The 17,931-nt window shown below is 72.0% G+C and carries 19 protein-coding genes; 13 read left to right on the top strand and 6 right to left on the bottom strand.

The window, feature by feature from the left end; translation table 11 throughout:
* Positions 1-87: 87 nt before the first annotated feature.
* From tsaB to ACZ50K_RS24615, 5 genes are all read left to right on the top strand, one after another.
* Positions 88-756, top strand: a complete 669-nt coding sequence (gene tsaB, locus ACZ50K_RS24635) for a tRNA (adenosine(37)-N6)-threonylcarbamoyltransferase complex dimerization subunit type 1 TsaB (protein ID WP_468906802.1) — start codon at positions 88-90, stop codon at positions 754-756.
* An 80-nt stretch (positions 757-836) separates the two neighbouring features.
* Positions 837-1,319: a ribosomal protein S18-alanine N-acetyltransferase gene (gene rimI, locus ACZ50K_RS24630; protein WP_468907256.1), complete on the top strand. Its 483-nt coding sequence runs from the start codon at positions 837-839 to the stop codon at positions 1,317-1,319.
* Entirely contained in the window at positions 1,312-2,451 is a 1,140-nt protein-coding gene (tsaD, locus tag ACZ50K_RS24625) for a tRNA (adenosine(37)-N6)-threonylcarbamoyltransferase complex transferase subunit TsaD (RefSeq protein WP_468906799.1), read from the top strand. The genes rimI and tsaD overlap by 8 nt, the downstream gene beginning before the upstream one ends.
* A 17-nt stretch (positions 2,452-2,468) precedes the next feature.
* Positions 2,469-2,708 (top strand): hypothetical protein, encoded by a 240-nt coding sequence (locus tag ACZ50K_RS24620; RefSeq protein WP_468907254.1) that lies wholly within the window; start codon positions 2,469-2,471, stop codon positions 2,706-2,708.
* Between the two features lie 56 nt (positions 2,709-2,764).
* Positions 2,765-3,412 carry a hypothetical protein gene (locus ACZ50K_RS24615; protein ID WP_468906797.1) on the top strand — a complete coding sequence of 216 codons (648 nt, stop codon included), beginning with the start codon at positions 2,765-2,767 and terminating at the stop codon, positions 3,410-3,412.
* On the opposite strand, the gene ACZ50K_RS24610 is transcribed toward ACZ50K_RS24615, so the two are convergent.
* A complete protein-coding gene (locus ACZ50K_RS24610; protein WP_468906795.1) occupies positions 3,381-4,562 on the bottom strand; it encodes a class I SAM-dependent methyltransferase in 1,182 nt (393 codons plus the stop codon). The genes ACZ50K_RS24615 and ACZ50K_RS24610 overlap by 32 nt on opposite strands.
* Positions 4,563-4,652: 90 nt before the next feature.
* Here ACZ50K_RS24610 and ACZ50K_RS24605 point away from each other — a divergent pair, with 90 nt between their 5' ends.
* Both ACZ50K_RS24605 and ACZ50K_RS24600 read left to right on the top strand, forming a co-directional pair.
* Positions 4,653-5,582, top strand: a complete 930-nt coding sequence (locus tag ACZ50K_RS24605; protein WP_468906793.1) for a polysaccharide deacetylase family protein — start codon at positions 4,653-4,655, stop codon at positions 5,580-5,582.
* Complete coding sequence (locus tag ACZ50K_RS24600; RefSeq protein WP_468906790.1) at positions 5,579-6,469, top strand: polysaccharide deacetylase family protein; 891 nt, start codon at positions 5,579-5,581, stop codon at positions 6,467-6,469. The genes ACZ50K_RS24605 and ACZ50K_RS24600 overlap by 4 nt, the downstream gene beginning before the upstream one ends.
* Before the next feature lie 9 nt (positions 6,470-6,478).
* Here ACZ50K_RS24600 and ACZ50K_RS24595 read toward each other — a convergent pair whose 3' ends face one another.
* Positions 6,479-7,915, bottom strand: a complete 1,437-nt coding sequence (locus ACZ50K_RS24595; RefSeq protein ID WP_468906787.1) for an FtsW/RodA/SpoVE family cell cycle protein — start codon at positions 7,913-7,915, stop codon at positions 6,479-6,481.
* A gap of 353 nt (positions 7,916-8,268) precedes the next feature.
* Between ACZ50K_RS24595 and groES the strand changes: the two genes are divergently transcribed.
* Together groES and groL are read left to right on the top strand one after the other, a co-directional pair.
* Positions 8,269-8,577, top strand: coding sequence for a co-chaperone GroES (groES, locus tag ACZ50K_RS24590; protein WP_030011064.1), 309 nt, complete (start codon positions 8,269-8,271; stop codon positions 8,575-8,577).
* Between the two features lie 116 nt (positions 8,578-8,693).
* Positions 8,694-10,325 (top strand): chaperonin GroEL, encoded by a 1,632-nt coding sequence (gene groL / locus ACZ50K_RS24585; protein WP_468906785.1) that lies wholly within the window; start codon positions 8,694-8,696, stop codon positions 10,323-10,325.
* 81 nt (positions 10,326-10,406) lie between these two features.
* Here the strand turns inward: groL and ACZ50K_RS24580 are convergent, their stop codons facing one another.
* The 3 genes from ACZ50K_RS24580 to ACZ50K_RS24570 form a co-directional block, all read right to left on the bottom strand.
* On the bottom strand, positions 10,407-11,120 hold the full coding sequence (locus ACZ50K_RS24580) for an ester cyclase (RefSeq protein WP_468906783.1): 714 nt from the start codon (positions 11,118-11,120) through the stop codon (positions 10,407-10,409).
* A gap of 102 nt (positions 11,121-11,222) precedes the next feature.
* The gene (locus ACZ50K_RS24575; protein WP_468906781.1) at positions 11,223-11,996 is read right to left on the bottom strand and encodes an SDR family NAD(P)-dependent oxidoreductase; all 774 of its coding nucleotides are present in this window, start codon (positions 11,994-11,996) and stop codon (positions 11,223-11,225) included.
* A 64-nt stretch (positions 11,997-12,060) separates the two neighbouring features.
* Positions 12,061-12,741: an MOSC domain-containing protein gene (locus tag ACZ50K_RS24570; protein WP_468906779.1), complete on the bottom strand. Its 681-nt coding sequence runs from the start codon at positions 12,739-12,741 to the stop codon at positions 12,061-12,063.
* A 93-nt stretch (positions 12,742-12,834) separates the two neighbouring features.
* Between ACZ50K_RS24570 and ACZ50K_RS24565 the strand changes: the two genes are divergently transcribed.
* A complete protein-coding gene (locus ACZ50K_RS24565) occupies positions 12,835-13,734 on the top strand; it encodes a LysR family transcriptional regulator (protein WP_468906777.1) in 900 nt (299 codons plus the stop codon).
* A 128-nt stretch (positions 13,735-13,862) separates the two neighbouring features.
* Here the strand turns inward: ACZ50K_RS24565 and ACZ50K_RS24560 are convergent, their stop codons facing one another.
* Positions 13,863-14,189, bottom strand: a complete 327-nt coding sequence (locus tag ACZ50K_RS24560) for a WhiB family transcriptional regulator (RefSeq protein ID WP_468906776.1) — start codon at positions 14,187-14,189, stop codon at positions 13,863-13,865.
* Between the two features lie 379 nt (positions 14,190-14,568).
* Here ACZ50K_RS24560 and ACZ50K_RS24555 point away from each other — a divergent pair, with 379 nt between their 5' ends.
* The 3 genes from ACZ50K_RS24555 to guaB all read left to right on the top strand — a co-directional run bounded on the left by ACZ50K_RS24555 (position 14,569) and on the right by guaB (position 17,808).
* Complete coding sequence (locus ACZ50K_RS24555) at positions 14,569-15,180, top strand: response regulator transcription factor (RefSeq protein WP_003948568.1); 612 nt, start codon at positions 14,569-14,571, stop codon at positions 15,178-15,180.
* 332 nt (positions 15,181-15,512) lie between these two features.
* The gene (locus ACZ50K_RS24550; RefSeq protein ID WP_468906774.1) at positions 15,513-16,169 is read left to right on the top strand and encodes a sigma-70 family RNA polymerase sigma factor; all 657 of its coding nucleotides are present in this window, start codon (positions 15,513-15,515) and stop codon (positions 16,167-16,169) included.
* Positions 16,170-16,296: 127 nt separating this feature from the next.
* Positions 16,297-17,808 carry an IMP dehydrogenase gene (gene guaB / locus ACZ50K_RS24545; protein WP_468906772.1) on the top strand — a complete coding sequence of 504 codons (1,512 nt, stop codon included), beginning with the start codon at positions 16,297-16,299 and terminating at the stop codon, positions 17,806-17,808.
* Positions 17,809-17,931: the final 123 nt, after the last annotated feature.

The raw sequence follows: 17,931 nt of genomic DNA, 5'->3' as shown, positions 1-17,931 counted from the left end.
CTGGGTCGAAGGTAGCAGCCGGGGCCCCGGGGATCGGGGCGCAACGGGCGCGGGCGGCCGCCGTCCCCGGAGTCGTAGGCTGTTCGCGTGCTCTTGCTCGCAGTAGATACCGCCACGCCCGCCGTCACCGTCGCCCTCCACGACGGCGAGTCCGTCCTCGCCGAGTCCAACGAGGTGGACGCCCGCCGCCACGGGGAGCTGCTGCTGCCCTCGGTGGACGCGGTCCTCGCCGCGGCGGGCCTGAAACTCGACGCCGTGACCGGCATCGTCGTGGGCACCGGCCCCGGCCCCTACACCGGACTGCGGGTCGGCCTGGTCACCGCCGCCGCCTTCGCCTCCGTCCTCGGGGTCCCGGTCCACGGACTGTGCACCCTGGACGGACTCGCGTACGCCGCCGGTGCGGCCGGCATCGAGGGCCCCTTCACGGTCGCCACCGACGCCCGCCGCAAGGAGGTCTACTGGGCCCGGTACGAGGACCCGCGCACCCGGGTCGGCGACCCCGCCGTGGACCGGCCCGCCGACATCGCCGAACGGGTCGCCGCACTGCCCGCGGTCGGCGCCGGCGCCCTCCTCTACCCCGAGGTGTTCCCGGACGCGCGCGGCCCCGAGCACCAGTCCGCCGCCGCCCTCGCCGCCCTGGCCGCCGAACTCCTCGCGGCCGGCCGCGAGGACGCCTTCCTGCCGCCGGTCCCGCTCTACCTGCGCCGCCCCGACGCGCAGGTCCCGAAGAACTACAAGGTGGTCACCCCCCAGTGACCGCCGCCGAAGCGTCCGTCCCCGAAGTGTCCGGCCCCGGAGCGTCCGTCCCCGGCCCGTCCGAGGTGGCGCTGCGCGAGATGCGCTGGTGGGACATCGAGCCGGTGCTGGAACTGGAACACGAGCTGTTCCCCGAGGACGCCTGGTCCGCCGGCATGTTCTGGTCCGAGCTGGCCCACGCCCGCGGCCCGCGCGCCACCCGCCGCTACGTGGTCGCCGAGGAGCGGGACACCGGCCGCCTGGTCGGCTACGCCGGGCTGGCCGCCGCCGGGGACCTCGGCGACGTACAGACCATCGCGGCCGCCCGCGACCAGTGGGGGACCGGGCTCGGCGCCCGGCTGCTCACCGATCTGCTGCGCGCCGCCACCGCCTTCGAATGCGCCGAGGTCCTGCTGGAGGTCCGGGTGGACAACACCCGCGCCCAGCGGCTCTACGAACGGTTCGGCTTCGAACCCATCGGCTTCCGCCGCGGCTACTACCAGCCCGGCAACGTGGACGCGCTCGTGATGCGCCTGTCCGACCCCGCAAGCTCCGTTTCCGTGCGAAGTGAGAACCATGGCTGACGAACCCCTCGTCCTCGGCATCGAGACCTCCTGCGACGAGACCGGCGTCGGCATCGTCCGGGGCACCACCCTGCTCGCCGACGCGGTCGCCTCCAGCGTCGACGAACACGCCCGCTTCGGCGGAGTGGTCCCCGAGGTCGCCTCCCGCGCCCATCTGGAGGCGATGGTCCCCACCATCGAGCGGGCCCTGAAGGAGGCCGGGGTCTCCGCCCGCGACCTGGACGGCATCGCCGTCACCGCCGGACCCGGCCTGGCCGGCGCCCTGCTGGTCGGCACCTCGGCGGCCAAGGCCTACGCCTACGCCCTCGGCAAGCCGCTCTACGGCGTGAACCACCTGGCCTCGCACATCTGCGTGGACCAGCTGGAGCACGGGCCGCTGCCGGAGCCGACCATGGCCCTGCTGGTCTCCGGCGGCCACTCCTCGCTGCTGCTGGCCCCGGACATCACCTCCGACGTCCGGCCGCTGGGCGCCACCATCGACGACGCGGCCGGCGAGGCCTTCGACAAGATCGCCCGGGTGCTCCAGCTGGGCTTCCCCGGCGGACCGGTCATCGACCGGCTGGCCCGCGAGGGCGACCCGACCGCCATCGCCTTCCCGCGCGGACTGACCGGCCCGCGCGACGCGGCGTACGACTTCTCCTTCTCCGGGCTGAAGACCGCCGTGGCCCGCTGGATCGAGGCCAAGCGGAAGTCCGGGGAGGAGGTGCCGGTCCGCGACGTGGCCGCCTCCTTCCAGGAGGCCGTGGTCGACGTGCTCACCCGCAAGGCCGTCCGGGCCTGCAAGGACGAGGGCGTGGACCATCTGATGATCGGCGGCGGGGTCGCGGCCAACTCCCGGCTGCGGGCCCTGGCGCAGGAGCGCTGCGACGCCGCCGGGATCGTCCTGCGGGTGCCGCGGCCCAAGCTCTGCACCGACAACGGGGCGATGGTGGCCGCGCTGGGCGCCGAGATGGTGGCCCGCAACCGGCCGCCGTCGGACTGGGACCTCTCCGCGGACTCCTCCCTCCCCGTCACCGAACCGCACGTCCCCGGCACCTCGCACACCCACGGCCACGGGCACACCCACGGGCACGGCCACACCCACGACCACGACCACGTGCACGAGCTGAGCAAGGACAACCTGTACCCGTGAGCACCACCGTCGCGCTGATGTGGGAGGCCCGGGCCACCGCCGGGCGGGGCAACGAGCTGCTCGAATGGGCCCGTTCCCGGGTCCTGGCGAGCGAACCGCTGCGCCGCGAGGTGTTCCGGGCCCCGCAGGACCGGGTGCTGGTCATCACCTGGTGGGAGGCGGAGTCCCTGGCCGCCGAGCTCCCCGAACTCCCCGAGCCGGCCCCGGACCTGATCACCCGCCCGGTGCACCGCTGGCGTTTCGAGTCGGTGACCTGACGCGGTCCCGGAGGAGTCCGCCGGTCCTGCGGCGGGCTCCCGCTATGGTCATGCGCATGCCTCGCCGTGACCTGCCGCCCCCGCCGCCGCCCGCGCACCTGCGGGCCTGGTACGACGAGGCCGCGCTCCGGGCGGACCGGGCCCGGTTCCTGGGCGAACTCGCCCGGCACAGCCTGGGCGTCACCCGGCTGCTGCTGCTGTGGTCCGCGGCCGCCGTGTTCGCCTTCGGCTGGTCCTTCCTCGGCATGGCCCTGATGTCCTTCGAGCAGGCCGACGGCCTCGGCACCCTGATCGGCGCCGTCTTCGCCGCCCTCGGCCTCGGCGTGCTGGTCCCCGCCTCCTTCTGGCTCGCCTGGGGAGCCCGCCGGGACCGCGAGGTCCGCGAACTCCTGCACGCCTGGGCCGACTCGGACCCCGGACCGGCCGGCCGCGACCCGGCGGCGGACGCCCGGCTGCGGGCCCCCGGCCGCAGCCTGGGCTGGCTGCTCAGCTCCTTCGTGCTCTGCGCCCTCGGCCTGTGGGTGTCCTTCGGCTCCGCCGCCTCGGCCCGGCCGGGCGGGGAGACGTACGGGGAGGTCGCCTACCTCATGGGCCTCGGGACGATCCTCTGGATCACCGGGCTGCTCGGCGCCGGGAAGGCCGCCGCGCACTACCGGTGGGCGGTGCGCACCCTCACCGGGCCCGGGCGGCGGGCGACCCGATGAGCATGGACGGGGCCCCGGCCACCCGGGTGAGGAACACCGTCGCCGAGTTCCGCCCCTGCGGCTTGACCTTCTTCCGGAGCTCCTCCGGCTCGATCGCCGACCCCCGCTTCTTCACGGTCAGCACCCCGACCTCGCGCTCGCGCAGCAGCGCCTTGAGCCGCTTCAGCCCGAAGGGCAGCACATCGGTGATCTCGTACGCGGTGGCGTACGGGGTCGGCCGCAGCTCGTCCGCGGTGATGTAGGCGATGGTCGGGTCGATCAGCCGGCCGCCGAGCTCGGCGGCCACCTCGGCCACCAGATGGGCGCGGATGACGGCCCCGTCCGGCTCGTAGAGCCAGCGGCCGACCGGCCCGGCCGCCGGGTCCGGCAGCGGCGCCTCCGGGCACAGCGACCGGGGACCGGGCAGCAGCGTGGCGCGCACCGCCCCCGGCCGGGTGCCGAACCAGAGCACGGCCTCCTTCACATCGCCCTGGTCGGAGATCCACTCGGCCTCCGCCTCGGCGGGGACGGCCTCGTGCGGGATCCCGGGGGCGATCTTGACGGCCGCGTGGCGGGCCGACCGGGCCTTCGCCGTCGCCCAGGAGAGCGGCGGGGAGTAGGACTCGGGGTCGAAGGTCCGGCCACGGCCGCCGCGCCGGGCCGGGTCCAGGAAGACCGCGTCGTAGTCGGAGGTGTCCACCTCCGTCACGTCCGCCTCGACCACCTCGATCAGCCCGGCCAGCCCCAGGGCCTCGGCGTTGGCGCGGGCCACCGCCGCCGTCAGCGGGTCCCGGTCCACGGCGAGCACCCGGATGCCGGCCCGGGCCAGCGCGACGGCGTCCCCGCCGATCCCGCAGCAGAGGTCCGCGAGGCTGCGCACCCCGAGGGCGGAGAAGCGCTCGGCGCGGTACGCGGCCACGCTCGCCCGGGTGGCCATCTCGACCCCGCCGGGGGTGAAGAACATCCGGTACGCGTCCTCGGCACCGAACTTGGCCACCGCGCGCTGCCGCAGCCGGGCCTGCCCCAGCGCGGCGGAGACCAGCCCGGCCGGGTGGTCCCGGCGCAGCCGGGTGGCGAGGGCGAGCTCCCGGGCCGGGTCGTGGTCGCGCAGGGAGTCCAGCAGGGCGCGGCCTTCGGGGGTGAGCAGGGCGGCGAAATCTCGGTGGTCCACCGGCTCATTGTGCGCCAGCCGGTGGAAGGTGCGGATCCGGCCGAGGTGTCGTCCGGGACCCCGTGGTGTGCGATGACAATATCCCCAGCTATGCAGCTAGTAGGAAAAAACGGAAAAAAGACCCAGGCGTTCGCCGGGACCCGCGGCCGGTTCGGGGTGGCGCTGGCCGCGGTGCTGGTCGCCGCCCTCGGCACCGCCTGCGGCAGCTCCGGGGACACCGGCGCACCGGCCCAGCCCAAGAAGGGCGGCGAGGCGGGCGCCGCCGCCGCCCCCCTCAGCCCGGCCGCCCTGGCCAGGCAGAAGCAGCAGGCCCGTATCGCCGCGGCCAAGCGGTGGGGCCTCGCCCGGACCCCGCTGACCGCCCCGGCCGCCCCCGCGGCCAAGCCGGAGATCGGGACCCGCGACGGCTTCGAGGTGGACGGCCAGGAGGACCTCCCGCCGGTGTTCACCACCGTCCCCACCGAGGAGAAGGTCGTCTTCCTGACCATCGACGACGGGGCGGAGAAGGACCCCGAGTTCCTGAAGATGATGAAGGAACTCGACCTGCCCTACACGGCCTTCCTCAGCGACTACCTGGTGCGGGACGACTACCCGTACTTCCAGCAGATGCAGAAGGCCGGCGTCACCCTCAACAACCACACCCTCAACCACCGCTACATGCCCGCGCTCTCCTACGAGAAGCAGCGCCAGGAGATCTGCGGCCAGCAGGACACCATCCAGCGCCAGTTCGGCAAGCGGCCCACCGTCTTCCGGCCGCCGTACGGCAACTACAACGAGGACACCCTGCGCGCCGCCAAGTCCTGCGGCATCAAGCACGTCCCGCTGTGGAACGCCGAGGTCTTCCCGGACAAGATGGACTACCGCGAGTGGGACCGCGACATCCACCCCGGTGACATCATCCTCACCCACTTCCGGGGGCGCGAGGACTGGAAGGGCACCATGCCTGACATGATCCGTCAGGTCATGAAGACCGTCACGGACAAGGGATACGCCGTGGCCCGCCTGGAGGACTACCTGTGATCAGCGCGCGCCGGCTGACGGCCGGACTTCTGGCGGCCGGCGCGCTCGCGCTCTCCCTGGCGGGGTGCGGGGAGAGCGTGGACCCGATCGAACGGCTCGGCCGGAAGGCGACGGAGGAGGTCCAGGGCGGCAGCGCCCCGGCCTCCCCGTCCCCCCGGCCCCCCTCGGCCCGCCCGACGGCCCCGCCGGGGCCCGGCGACGCGTACAGGCACTGGGGACTCTCCCGGCCGCTGGAGTTCGCGCCCGCCCCGGCCCGGAAGGCGAACCTGCCGAAGGCGGCGCCCGGGAGGGTGCCGGTGGTGGACCGAATACCCGTGCCGGCGGGGGAGAGGACCGTCTTCCTCACCTTCGACGACGGCGCCGAGAAGGACCCCGAGTTCCTCCGGCTCACCGCCGAACTCCGGCTCCCGATCAGCATGTTCCTCACGGACAGCGTGGCCTCCTCCGACTACGGCCACTTCGCCCGGCTCCGCGACCAGGGCAACGGCAGCGAGATCAACAACCACACGCTGACCCACCCGAACCTCAGGACCCTGCCGTACGAGGCGCAGAAGGCCCAGATATGCGGCCAGCGCGACCGCCTGCACGCCCGCTTCGGCACCGCCCCCGGCCTGTTCCGCCCGCCCTACGGCAACTACGACGACCGCACCCTGCGGGCCGCGAAGGACTGCGGCGCCCGGGCGCTGGTGCTGTGGCGGGTGTCGATGCAGATACACGACCTCCAGTACGCCGAGGGCTCCGCCCTCCGCCCCGGCGACATCATCCTGGCCCACTTCCGCGGCCCCGCCGAACTCAAGGGCAGCACGGAGACCCAGATGACCACCCGCATGCTGCGCCGCATCCAGGAACAGGGCTTCCGGATCGGCCGCCTGGAGGACTACCTGTAGCCCCCGCTGCTACCCCCGCCCCGGCGGGGCCCCCGCCGCAGCGGCCACCCCGACCGGTTCCGGCTCGGCCGTGACACCGTCCGCCGGGCGGGAGTCCGCCTCGCGCTGGCGTTCCGCGCTGTCGCTGATGCGCAGCAGCAGGGCGATCATGATCCAGTTGGCCAGCAGCGAGGAGCCGCCCTTGGCCAGGAACGGCAGCGCCTTGCCGGTCAGCGGGATCAGGCCCGTCACACCGCCCGCCACCACGAACACCTGGAGCGCCAGCGCGGCCGACAGGCCGACGGCCAGCAGTTTGCCGAACGGGTCGCGGGCGCCCAGGGCCATCCGCAGGCCGCGCTGGACCAGCAGGGCGTAGAGGATCAGGATCGCCATCACCCCGGCCAGTCCGAGTTCCTCGCCGACCGTGGTCAGGATGAAGTCGGAGCGGCCGGCGAACTGGATCAGCTCGGGATGGCCCTGGCCGAGGCCGGTGCCGGAGATCCCGCCGGTGCCGAAGCTGAACAGGGCCTGGGCGGACTGGTCCGAGGTGAGTCCCTTGGGCCGCTGCTCCTCCGGCAGGAAGATCGCCATGGGTTGCAGCCAGGCCTGGACCCGGTTCTTCACGTGCGGTTCGGTCGAGCCGACGACGAAGGCGCCCAGGGCGGCCATCAGGACGCCGAAGACGATCCAGCTGGTGCGCTCGGTCGCGACGTACAGCATCACCACGAACACCCCGAAGAAGATCAGCGAGGTGCCGAGGTCGCGTTCGAAGACCAGGACCAGCATGGCCACGATCCACACCGTGACGATGGGTCCGAGCTGCCGCATCGGCGGCAGCCGCATGCCGAGGAACTTGCGTCCGGCGAGCGCCAGCGTGTCCCGGTGGACGACCAGGTATCCGGCGAAGAACACCGCGATCATGATCTTCACGAACTCGCCGGGCTGCAGCGAGAACGGCCCGATGAAGATCCACCGTTTGGCGCCGTAGGTGTCGGCCGGCATGAACGCCGGGGTGATCAGCAGGACCAGCGCCACGGCCATCGTGAGGTAGATGAACCGCTGGAGGAGCCGGTGGTCCTTCAGCAGCGCCACGACCAGCACGCAGGCGGCGACCCCGACCACCGTCCACAGCAGCTGCCCCGGGGCGTTGGCCTCGGCGCCGTACCGCTCGATGTACGACTGGTCGAGCCGGTGCAGCAGCACCAGCCCGATCCCGGTCAGCAGCATGGCCAGCGGCAGGATCAGCGGGTCCGCGTAGGCGGCGAACCGGCGGACGCCCAGATGTCCGACCAGGGAGAGCAACGAGAGGCTGATCGCGAACCCGCTGAGGTTGGCGGGCAGCTCGCCGTTCATGGCCAGGCCCGCGTTGGCGTGGCCGAAGACGGCGATCGCCACCACGAGGACCAGCAGCAGTGCCTCGGTGCGGCGCCGGGCGCCCGGCACCGTCGAGGGCCTCAGTCCCCGCACGGTGCGGAGCCCTTCCGTCCGGTCTGCTCGGCATTGGGTGGCTTTATCTTCATATCCCCTACGACGCGCGGGCCGGGGCCGGGGTTCCGCCGCGCCCGGTGGCCTGCGCCACCCACGCCCCGGGCGCACCGCCGCCCGGCCCCCGGGAAGGGTGGATTCCGCAACGCCCTCCGGCCTGAATTGGCACTCCGCTTGACCGAGTGCTAATCGCCGGAATAGTCTCGGGCCTGGCACTCACCACCGGCGAGTGCCAACACAGCGACGGGCAGGTCCGGCACCCGCGACGACGGATCCACCTGGTCGCCACCTCAGACAGTTAACCCCGTGAGATCTCCGAAGGGGGAGGTCGGATCGTGACGACCGCCAGCTCCAAGGTTGCCATCAAGCCGCTTGAGGACCGCATCGTGGTCCAGCCGCTCGACGCCGAGCAGACCACGGCCTCCGGCCTGGTCATCCCGGACACCGCGAAGGAGAAGCCCCAGGAGGGCGTCGTCCTCGCGGTCGGTCCGGGTCGCTTCGAGGACGGCCAGCGTCTCCCGCTGGACGTCACCGTCGGCGACATCGTTCTGTACAGCAAGTACGGCGGCACCGAGGTGAAGTACAGCGGCGAGGAATACCTCGTCCTCTCGGCTCGCGATGTCCTCGCGATCGTCGAGAAGTAATTCACCCCGCATCAAAATGCTGTGAGCTGCGCCCCTGGTCACCCCGCTGATTTGCCGGGCGGCTAGGGGCGCTGCTCGTTAGACACCAGATTTTTCGAGAGGGCTGAACCGCTCCCATGGCGAAGATCCTGAAGTTCGACGAGGACGCCCGTCGCGCCCTTGAGCGCGGCGTCAACAAGCTTGCCGACACGGTGAAGGTGACGATCGGCCCCAAGGGCCGCAACGTCGTCATCGACAAGAAGTTCGGCGCCCCCACCATCACCAACGACGGTGTCACGATCGCCCGCGAGGTCGAGCTCGACGACCCGTACGAGAACCTGGGCGCCCAGCTCGTCAAGGAGGTGGCGACCAAGACCAACGACATCGCGGGCGACGGCACCACCACCGCCACCGTGCTGGCCCAGGCGCTGGTCCGCGAGGGCCTGCGCAACGTCGCCGCCGGCGCCTCCCCGGCCTCCCTGAAGAAGGGCATCGACGCCGCGGTCAAGGCCGTGTCCGAGGAGCTCCTCGCGACCGCCCGCCCGATCGAGGACAAGTCCGACATCGCCGCCGTGGCCGCGCTCTCCGCGCAGGACGCCCAGATCGGCGAGCTCATCGCCGAGGCGATGGACAAGGTCGGCAAGGACGGCGTCATCACCGTCGAGGAGTCCAACACCTTCGGAGTGGAGCTCGACTTCACCGAGGGCATGGCCTTCGACAAGGGCTACCTCTCGCCGTACATGGTCTCCGACCAGGAGCGTATGGAGGCCGTCCTCGACGACCCGTACATCCTGATCAACCAGGGCAAGATCTCCTCGATCCAGGACCTGCTGCCGCTGCTGGAGAAGGTCATCCAGGCGGGTGGCTCCAAGCCGCTGCTGATCATCGCCGAGGACGTCGAGGGCGAGGCGCTCTCCACCCTCGTCGTCAACAAGATCCGCGGCACCTTCAACGCGGTGGCCGTCAAGGCCCCGGGCTTCGGTGACCGCCGCAAGGCGATGCTCCAGGACATGGCCACCCTCACCGGTGCCACCGTCATCGCCGAGGAGGTCGGCCTCAAGCTCGACCAGGCCGGTCTGGACGTGCTGGGCTCCGCCCGCCGCGTGACCGTCTCCAAGGACGACACCACGATCGTGGACGGCGCCGGCTCCTCCGAGGACGTCCTCGGCCGCGTCAACCAGATCAAGGCCGAGATCGAGTCCACCGACTCGGACTGGGACCGCGAGAAGCTCCAGGAGCGCCTGGCGAAGCTGGCCGGCGGCGTGTGCGTGATCAAGGTCGGCGCCGCCACCGAGGTCGAGCTCAAGGAGCGCAAGCACCGTCTTGAGGACGCCATCTCGGCGACCCGCGCCGCGGTCGAGGAGGGCATCGTCTCCGGCGGTGGCTCCGCCCTGGTGCACGCCGTCAAGGTCCTGGAGGGCAACCTCGGCCTGACCGGCGACGAGGGCACCGGTGTGGCCGTCGTCCGCCGCGCCGCCGTCGAGCCGCTGCGCTGGATCGCCGAGAACGCCGGCCTGGAGGGCTATGTCATCACCTCCAAGGTCGCCGAGCTCGACAAGGGCCAGGGCTTCAACGCCGCCACCGGCGAGTACGGCGACCTGATCAAGGCCGGGGTCATCGACCCGGTCAAGGTCACCCGCTCCGCCCTGGAGAACGCCGCCTCCATCGCCTCGCTGCTGCTGACGACCGAGACCCTGGTCGTCGAGAAGCCGGCCGAGGAAGAGGGCGACGGCCACGGTCACGGGCACGGCCACGGCCACAGCCACTGATCGGGTTCCCCGTCCGGAAGGCCCCGCCCCGCACTCGCGGAGCGGGGCCTTCCGCGTGCCCGGCCCGGGCGCCGGTCCGGCTCAGGACGCGGGGCCGGTCGCGCCGGTGACGCCCAGCTGCCGCATCAGCCCTCCCAGGTCGTAGTGCCACCAGCCCTCGGTGATCTCACCGTCCACGCAGCGGAAGGTGGTGGTGCCCGACATCCGGCAGGTCTTCCCGGTCGGCGGCATCCCCATGAACTCCCCGGTGTGCACACCGGTCCAGTCCCACACGGTGGTGACGAACTCGCCCTCGGCCGGCTGGGCCAGCGGCTCCATGGCCATGTCGAAGGCCCCGGTCCACTGCGCCATGTTCTCGCGTGCGGCCTCCCGCCCGATCACGGTGCTCTCCGGCCGGCCGATGTCGTGGTCGATGTAGTCCACCGCGAAGCACTCGTCCAGGACGTCCATCCGGCCCTCGCCGACGACCTCCTCGAACACCCGGTTCACCAGGTGCTTGTTGAGCTGTTCGTCGCGGACCACGTCCAGGTTGCTGAACCGCGGCATCCCCTCGCAGAGCGCCATCATCTCCCGGAACATCCGGTCGGTCTCGGGGAGCCGGGAGTTCCTCATGGCCTCCTCGTACGAGGGGAACTCGATCAGGTTCACATAGTGCGTGGCGGCCTCCCGGTCCCGGCCCACCATGGTGTGCGTGGCCGTCCGCCGCCCCCTGGTCTGCGCCGCCCACCGGTCGACGAGCTCGCTCATCTCGTCGAACCGGCTCGTCTCGTAGTCGATCACCTGTACGAAATTCATGGCCGTCTCCCGGGAGTCCGGGGCGAATGGGGCGCGTCCATTTTATTCCGTACGCGCGGGTATGGAACCGCCCGGATGTCGCCCGGATGCCGCCCGGATGTCCTACTGGGGGCCGTACTTCCGCCCCGTACGGGAGGACACCCCGCCCAGCAGCCCGCGCGGGGTGAGCTTCACCAGCCCCATCAGCGCCTTGTACCGGGGGTCCGGGATGGACACCGCCCGGCCGCGGGCCAGATCGGCCAGCGCGTCGGCCACCAGCTTGTCCGCGTCCAGCCACATCCAGCTGGGGATGTTGTCCGTGCCCATCCCGGCCCGCTCGTGGAACTCGGTCCGCACGAACCCCGGGCACAGCGCCATCAGCCGCACCCCGGAACCGGCCAGGTCCTTGGCCGCCCCCTGGGTGAACTGGACCACCCACGCCTTGCTGGCCCCGTACGTGCCCCGGGGCAGGAAGGCCGCCACCGAGGCCACGTTGATCACCCCGCCGCGGCCGCGGTCCCGCATCCCCCCGGTGGCCGCCGAGGTCAGCCGCAGCACCGCCTCCACATGCACCTTCAGCATGGTCAGCTCGTCTGCCATGGGCACGTCCAGATAGCGGCCCTTGTTGCCGAAGCCCGCGTTGTTGACCAGCAGGTCCACCGGGTGGGTGCGGTCCGAGAGCCGCGCCTCCACCGCGCCGATGCCCTCCTCCGTGGACAGGTCCGCGGTCAGCACCTCGGCCTCGATGCCGTGCCGGTCGTGGAGCTCGGTGGCCTGGACGCCCAGCCGCTCGGTGTCGCGGGCGACCAGCACCAGGTTGTGCCCCTGGGCGGCGAGCCGCCGGGCGAAGGCGGCGCCGATGCCCGCCGTGGATCCCGTAATCAACGCAGTCGTCATGTGCGCAACCTAGTCCGTGTCGCCGGGATCGTGTCGGCCACCCGGCACCCGCACCGACGCGGTGTCAGCCCCGCGCCGGGTTCCCGGACTTGGCCAGGTACGTACGGACCGCCTCGTGCGCCTCCGGCTCCATCGCGGCACCGGCCGCCAGGGTGCGCGGCAGCAGGGCCCGCTCGGTGGTGAAGGCCCGGAACCAGAACTCCACCGTGACCTCGTGGTCCGGCCGGTGCACCCGCTCGATCACGTCGCCCGGGGAGACCGACCCCTCCTCGACCACCCGCAGGTACGCGCCCGGCCGCCGGGCCTGGGTGAACCGCTTGACCCAGCCCGGCTCGCCCAGCGCGCCCTGGAAGGTCCGGCACGGGATCCGGGCCGAGGCCACCTCCAGCAGCAGGTCCGGGCCGACCCGCCAGCGCTCGCCCAGCAGGGCGCCGTTGACGTCCAGGCCCGAGGTGGTGAAGTTCTCGCCGAACAGCCCCGGGGTCAGCTCGCGCCCCAGCTCGCCCTCCCACCAGTCCAGGTCCTCGCGGGCGTACGCGTAGACGGCCTGGTGGTCCCCGCCGTGGTGGCGGAGCTGACAGATCTCGTCGCCCTCCACCCCGGACCCGGCGGTGCCCTTGGGGCCGGGGGAGAAGACCCGGGCCGGCCCGGGCACCGGGCGCTTGCCGATGCCGGTCACGCCGATCCCGGAGTCGGTGTAGTCCACGGCCGTCGCCCGGCCCAGGTTCAGGGAGATCAGGTGCATGGGGTCAACGGTAGAGGGTGTCCCACCCGGTCGGCCGTCAAAGGCGGGCGCCGACAACGGCCCGTTCGTCAAAGCGGGGCTTATGCTCGACAGGTGATCGAGGCACGTCATCTCCGGGTCCTGCGCGCCGTGGCCGGTACCGGCTCCTTCTCCGCCGCGGCCCGTGAACTGGGCTGCACCCAGCCCGCCGTCTCCCAGCAGATGAAGGCGCTGGAGCAGTCGGCGGGCACCCCGCTGCTGGTCCGGGCCGGGCGGGAGATGCGGCTCACCCAGGCCGGCGACGCCCTGGTCCGGCACGCCGCCGGGATCCTGGCCGGGCTGACCGCCGCCGAGGAGGAGGTGGCCGCCATCGCCGGGCTGCGGGCCGGCCGGGTGCGGCTGGTCTCCTTCCCCAGCGGCAGCTCCACCCTGGTGCCCACCGCCCTCGCCGCGATGCGCGCCCAGCACCCCGGCACCCGGATCTCGCTGGTCGAGGCGGAGCCGCCGCGTTCGGTGCAGATGCTGCGCGAGGGCGACTGCGACGTGGCGCTGGCCTTCCGCTACGGCGCCGCGCCGGGCGAGGCGGGGGAGTGGGACGACCTGGTGGTCCGACCGCTGCTCACCGACCGGCTGGTCGGGCTGGTGCCCGAGGGCCACCGGCTGGCCGGGGCCGAACGGGTGGGGATGGCCGAGCTGGCCGAGGAACCGTGGATCGCCGGCTGCCCGCGCTGCCGCCGCCATCTGGTGGACATCTGCGAGAGCGCCGGATTCACCCCCAGCATCGATTTCGCGACCGACGACTACCCGGCCGTGGTGGGGCTGGTCGGCGCCGGACTCGGGGTGGCGGTACTGCCCGAGCTGGCCGTGGAGTCCGTCCGGGCCAAGGGCGCGCGGACGGTGGCGGTGGAGCCGGCCGTGGAGCGCGAGGTGGTGGCGCTCACCCTGCCGGACCTGGCCCGGGTGCCGGCCGTGGCGGCCACCCTGGACCAGCTGGAGCGGGCCGCCGCCCGCTGAGGGACGACGGCCCGGATCGGGTCTGTGCGGTCTGTGCTGTCTCTGCGGTCTGTTCGGTGGGTCCGATCGGTTCGATCGGTTCGATCGGTTCGGGGAAACGTTCCTCCGGGCGCTTCCCCGAACGGCGCTCAGTGCGGCGCGGTCGGTCCGGTGACGCTGCTGGCCGGGATGAGGCGGTGCCGGGCGCGGCCCATCAGTTCCTCGCGCTCGTCCTCGGTGAGGCCGCCCCACACTCCGTAGGGTTCGCGGACGGCGAGAGCGTGCGCGGCGCACTCCGAGCGCACCGGGCATCGCATGCAGACCTCTTTAGCCGAGGTCTCGCGCGCGCTCCGGGCCGCGCCCCGCTCGCCTTCCGGGTGGAAGAAGAGGGAGCTGTCGACCCCGCGGCAGGCGGCCAGGAGCTGCCAGTCCCAGAGGTCGGCGTTCGGTCCGGGGAGGCGGGAGAAATCTGCCATTGCTAGTCCTCTTGGTGCCGGTACTGAGGCGGATACGGTCCATGTCTCCACACCTACTGTCGGAGTAGATGTAAATATGACTCATTGGGAATCTAGCCTCAGACACGGCCCAAACGGAAGGAAAGCCGCCAAATAGGGCATAGCTCCAGATGGAGGACACGCGGCACGTGGTGCCCGCGTCGTGTTCGCTTCCTCACGTAGAGTGCCGAAGGTGTCCGTCCGACCCGTAACTCTTTCGAGTGACCATCGTTGAGAGTGCGAAGGCGGTTGAAAGAAGAAGTTCCCGGACAGGTGTCCGAGAGCATCGACCGCACAGGTGACGATACGTACCAGCCTGGAGGCTCAAGGTGACGCGCATCAGCAGCTGCGGAGGGCGGTCATGACTTCCGTCCTCGTCTGCGACGACTCCCCGCTTGCCCGAGAGGCGCTCCGTCGCGCTGTGGCCACCGTGCCCGGCGTCGAGCGTGTGACGACGGCCGCCAACGGAGAGGAAGTCCTCCGCCGCTGGGGTGCCGACCGCTCCGATCTGATTCTGATGGACGTACGGATGCCCGGCCTGGGCGGAGTCGAGACGGTCCGCCGACTGCTCTCGGCCGACCCCGGCGCCCGCATCATCATGCTGACAGTCGCCGAGGACCTCGACGGCGTGGCCCTCGCGGTCGCGGCCGGGGCCCGTGGATATCTGCACAAGGACGCCTCGCGCGCCGAACTGCGGGCCACGGTCACCCAGGCGCTCGCCGACCCGACCTGGCGTCTCGCCCCGCGCCGGCTCCGCTCGGCCGAGATGGGCGCCGCGCCCACCCTCACCGCGCGCGAGATCCAGGTGCTGGAGGGCATGAGCCACGGACGCTCCAACGCGGAGATCGGCCGTGAGCTGTTCCTCTCCGAGGACACCGTCAAGACCCACGCGCGCCGGCTCTTCAAGAAGCTGGGCGCCTCGGACCGGGCGCACGCCGTGGCGCTCGGCTTCCGCTGGGGCCTGGTCCGCTGATCGCGGACGCCCCCTGGCGGGCGTCCCCGCGGTCCCCGTCCGCCCTCGGCGGACGGGGCGGCGACGGCCCGTCCGGTCCGATCCGGTGCGCAGCCGGGGATTGGCGAGGCACAATCCGGGGGACGTGTCGCTTCGTGCGCGATGCCGCATCCTTGAGGGCGTGCCGCATGCTTGGAGATGTGGAGTCCGCGGGGAGCTTTCCCCGGGACCATTCGGCCGAGCGGGAGGGGAGGGCTCAAGCCATGAGTTCAGGTGCGCCCGCTCATAACGCTTCGACGCACAACACGGGCCACGGTGCCGCGAACGCTCCGGCGTCAAGGCACCATGGATTGATGCGCGACGACGAGGCCCAGGGGTCCCCCGCGGCCACCGGCCCCACCGGATCCGCGGGATCCGCGGGATCCGCGGGATCCGCCAAGGGTGGCAGTCCCGGGGCCGTCAGCGCGCTCGTGCGCCGCGCGGTCGAGGGCGACGAGCAGGCCACCCACGACCTGCTGGCCCATGTCCACCCGCTCGCCCTGCGCTACTGCCGCAGCCGGCTCTCCCGGCTCCCCGGCGACGCGCGTCACTTCGTCGAGGACCTCGCGCAGGAGGTCTGTGTCGCCGTGCTGATGGCGCTGCCCCGCTACCGCGACACCGGCCGGCCCTTCGAGGCCTTCGTCTTCGCGATCGCCGCCCACAAGGTCGCCGACCTCCAGCGGGCCGCCATGCGGCACCCCGGGAGCACGGCCGTCCCCTCCGACGAGATGCCCGAGCGGCCGGACGACTCGCTGGGCCCCGAGGAGCGGGCGCTGCTCAGCAGCGACGCGGCCTGGGCCAAGAAACTGCTCGCGAACCTGCCGGAGAACCAGCGGGAACTGCTGGTGCTGCGGGTGGCGGTCGGGCTGACCGCCGAGGAGACCGGGCAGATGCTCGGAATGTCCCCCGGCGCGGTCCGGGTCGCCCAGCACCGGGCGCTGAGCCGGCTGCGTGCGCTCGCCGAGCAGTGACCTCGACCGAGCGATAACTTCGTATGAACCGACAGAACTCCCGGTCGATCTTCATCGTGGAATGAGACGCCCCGCGCTCCCGTTAGCATGGACATCCGCGCTGAGCAAGACCATCTGGGAAGGTGTCATGACTGTCAACGGCGACGTAGACGGAGTACCCGGCAAGTTCGCGACGTTGGGGCTGACCTACGACGACGTGCTCCTCCTCCCCGGCGCGTCGGACATGGCGCCGGACGAGATCGACACCTCTTCCCTCATCTCCCGGAACGTGCGGGTGAACGTCCCGCTGCTGTCCGCCGCGATGGACAAGGTCACCGAGTCCCGGATGGCCATCGCCATGGCCCGGCAGGGCGGCGTGGGCGTGCTGCACCGCAACCTCTCCATCGCCGACCAGGCCAACCAGGTCGACCTGGTCAAGCGCTCCGAGTCCGGCATGGTCACCGACCCGATCACCGTGCACCCGGACGCCACCCTGCGCGAGGCCGACGAACTGTGCGCGAAGTTCCGCATCTCCGGCGTCCCGGTCACCGACCCGGCCGGCAAGCTGCTCGGCATCGTCACCAACCGTGACATGGCCTTCGAGTCGGACCGCAACCGCCAGGTGCGCGAGGTCATGACCCCGATGCCGCTGGTCACCGGCAAGGTCGGCATCTCCGGCGTGGACGCCATGGAGCTGCTCCGCCGCCACAAGATCGAGAAGCTGCCGCTGGTCGACGAGGCGGGCATCCTCAAGGGCCTCATCACCGTCAAGGACTTCGTCAAGGCGGAGAAGTACCCCAACGCCGCCAAGGACAAGGACGGCCGGCTGCTGGTCGGTGCCGCCGTCGGCGTGGCCGGCGACGCCTACGAGCGCGCCCAGGCGCTCATCGAGGCCGGCGCCGACTTCATCGTGGTCGACACCGCGCACGGCCACTCGCGGCTGGTCGGCGACATGGTCTCCAAGATCAAGTCGAACTCCTCGGTGGACGTCATCGGCGGCAACATCGCCACCCGCGACGGCGCCCAGGCCCTGATCGACGCCGGCTGCGACGGCATCAAGGTCGGTGTCGGCCCCGGCTCCATCTGCACCACCCGGGTGGTCGCCGGCATCGGCGTCCCGCAGGTCACCGCCATCTACGAGGCCTCCCTCGCCGCCAAGGCCGCGGGCGTCCCGGTGATCGGCGACGGCGGCCTCCAGTACTCCGGCGACATCGCCAAGGCCCTGGTCGCGGGCGCCGACACGGTGATGCTCGGCTCGCTGCTGGCCGGCTGCGAGGAGTCCCCGGGCGAACTGCTCTTCATCAACGGCAAGCAGTTCAAGTCCTACCGGGGCATGGGCTCGCTGGGCGCCATGCAGTCCCGCGGGGACCAGCGCTCCTTCTCCAAGGACCGCTACTTCCAGGAGGGCGTGGGCGGCGACGACAAGCTCATCCCCGAGGGCATCGAGGGCCAGGTGCCCTACCGCGGCCCGCTCTCCGCGGTGGTCCACCAGCTGGTCGGCGGTCTGCGCCAGTCGATGTTCTACGTCGGCGGCCGCACCGTCCCCGAGCTCCAGGACCGGGGCCGCTTCGTCCGGATCACCTCGGCCGGCCTCAAGGAGAGCCACCCGCACGACATCCAGATGACCGTCGAGGCCCCGAACTACTCCCGCAAGGGCTGACCGGCCCGGCGAGCGCGTCGTACGACCCGGAGGGCGGGCCCGGACCACCGGGCCCGCCCTCCGGCGTCCGTTCCGTGGTCGGTGGGAACGCGCGGCTCCGGGGTTCGGGGATACTGGACGGGC

This window comes from Streptomyces sp. NPDC033845 (genome assembly GCF_055576225.1).
Note: the sequence above shows the minus strand (reverse complement) of the source record. Positions and strands in the feature narration are given on the sequence as shown.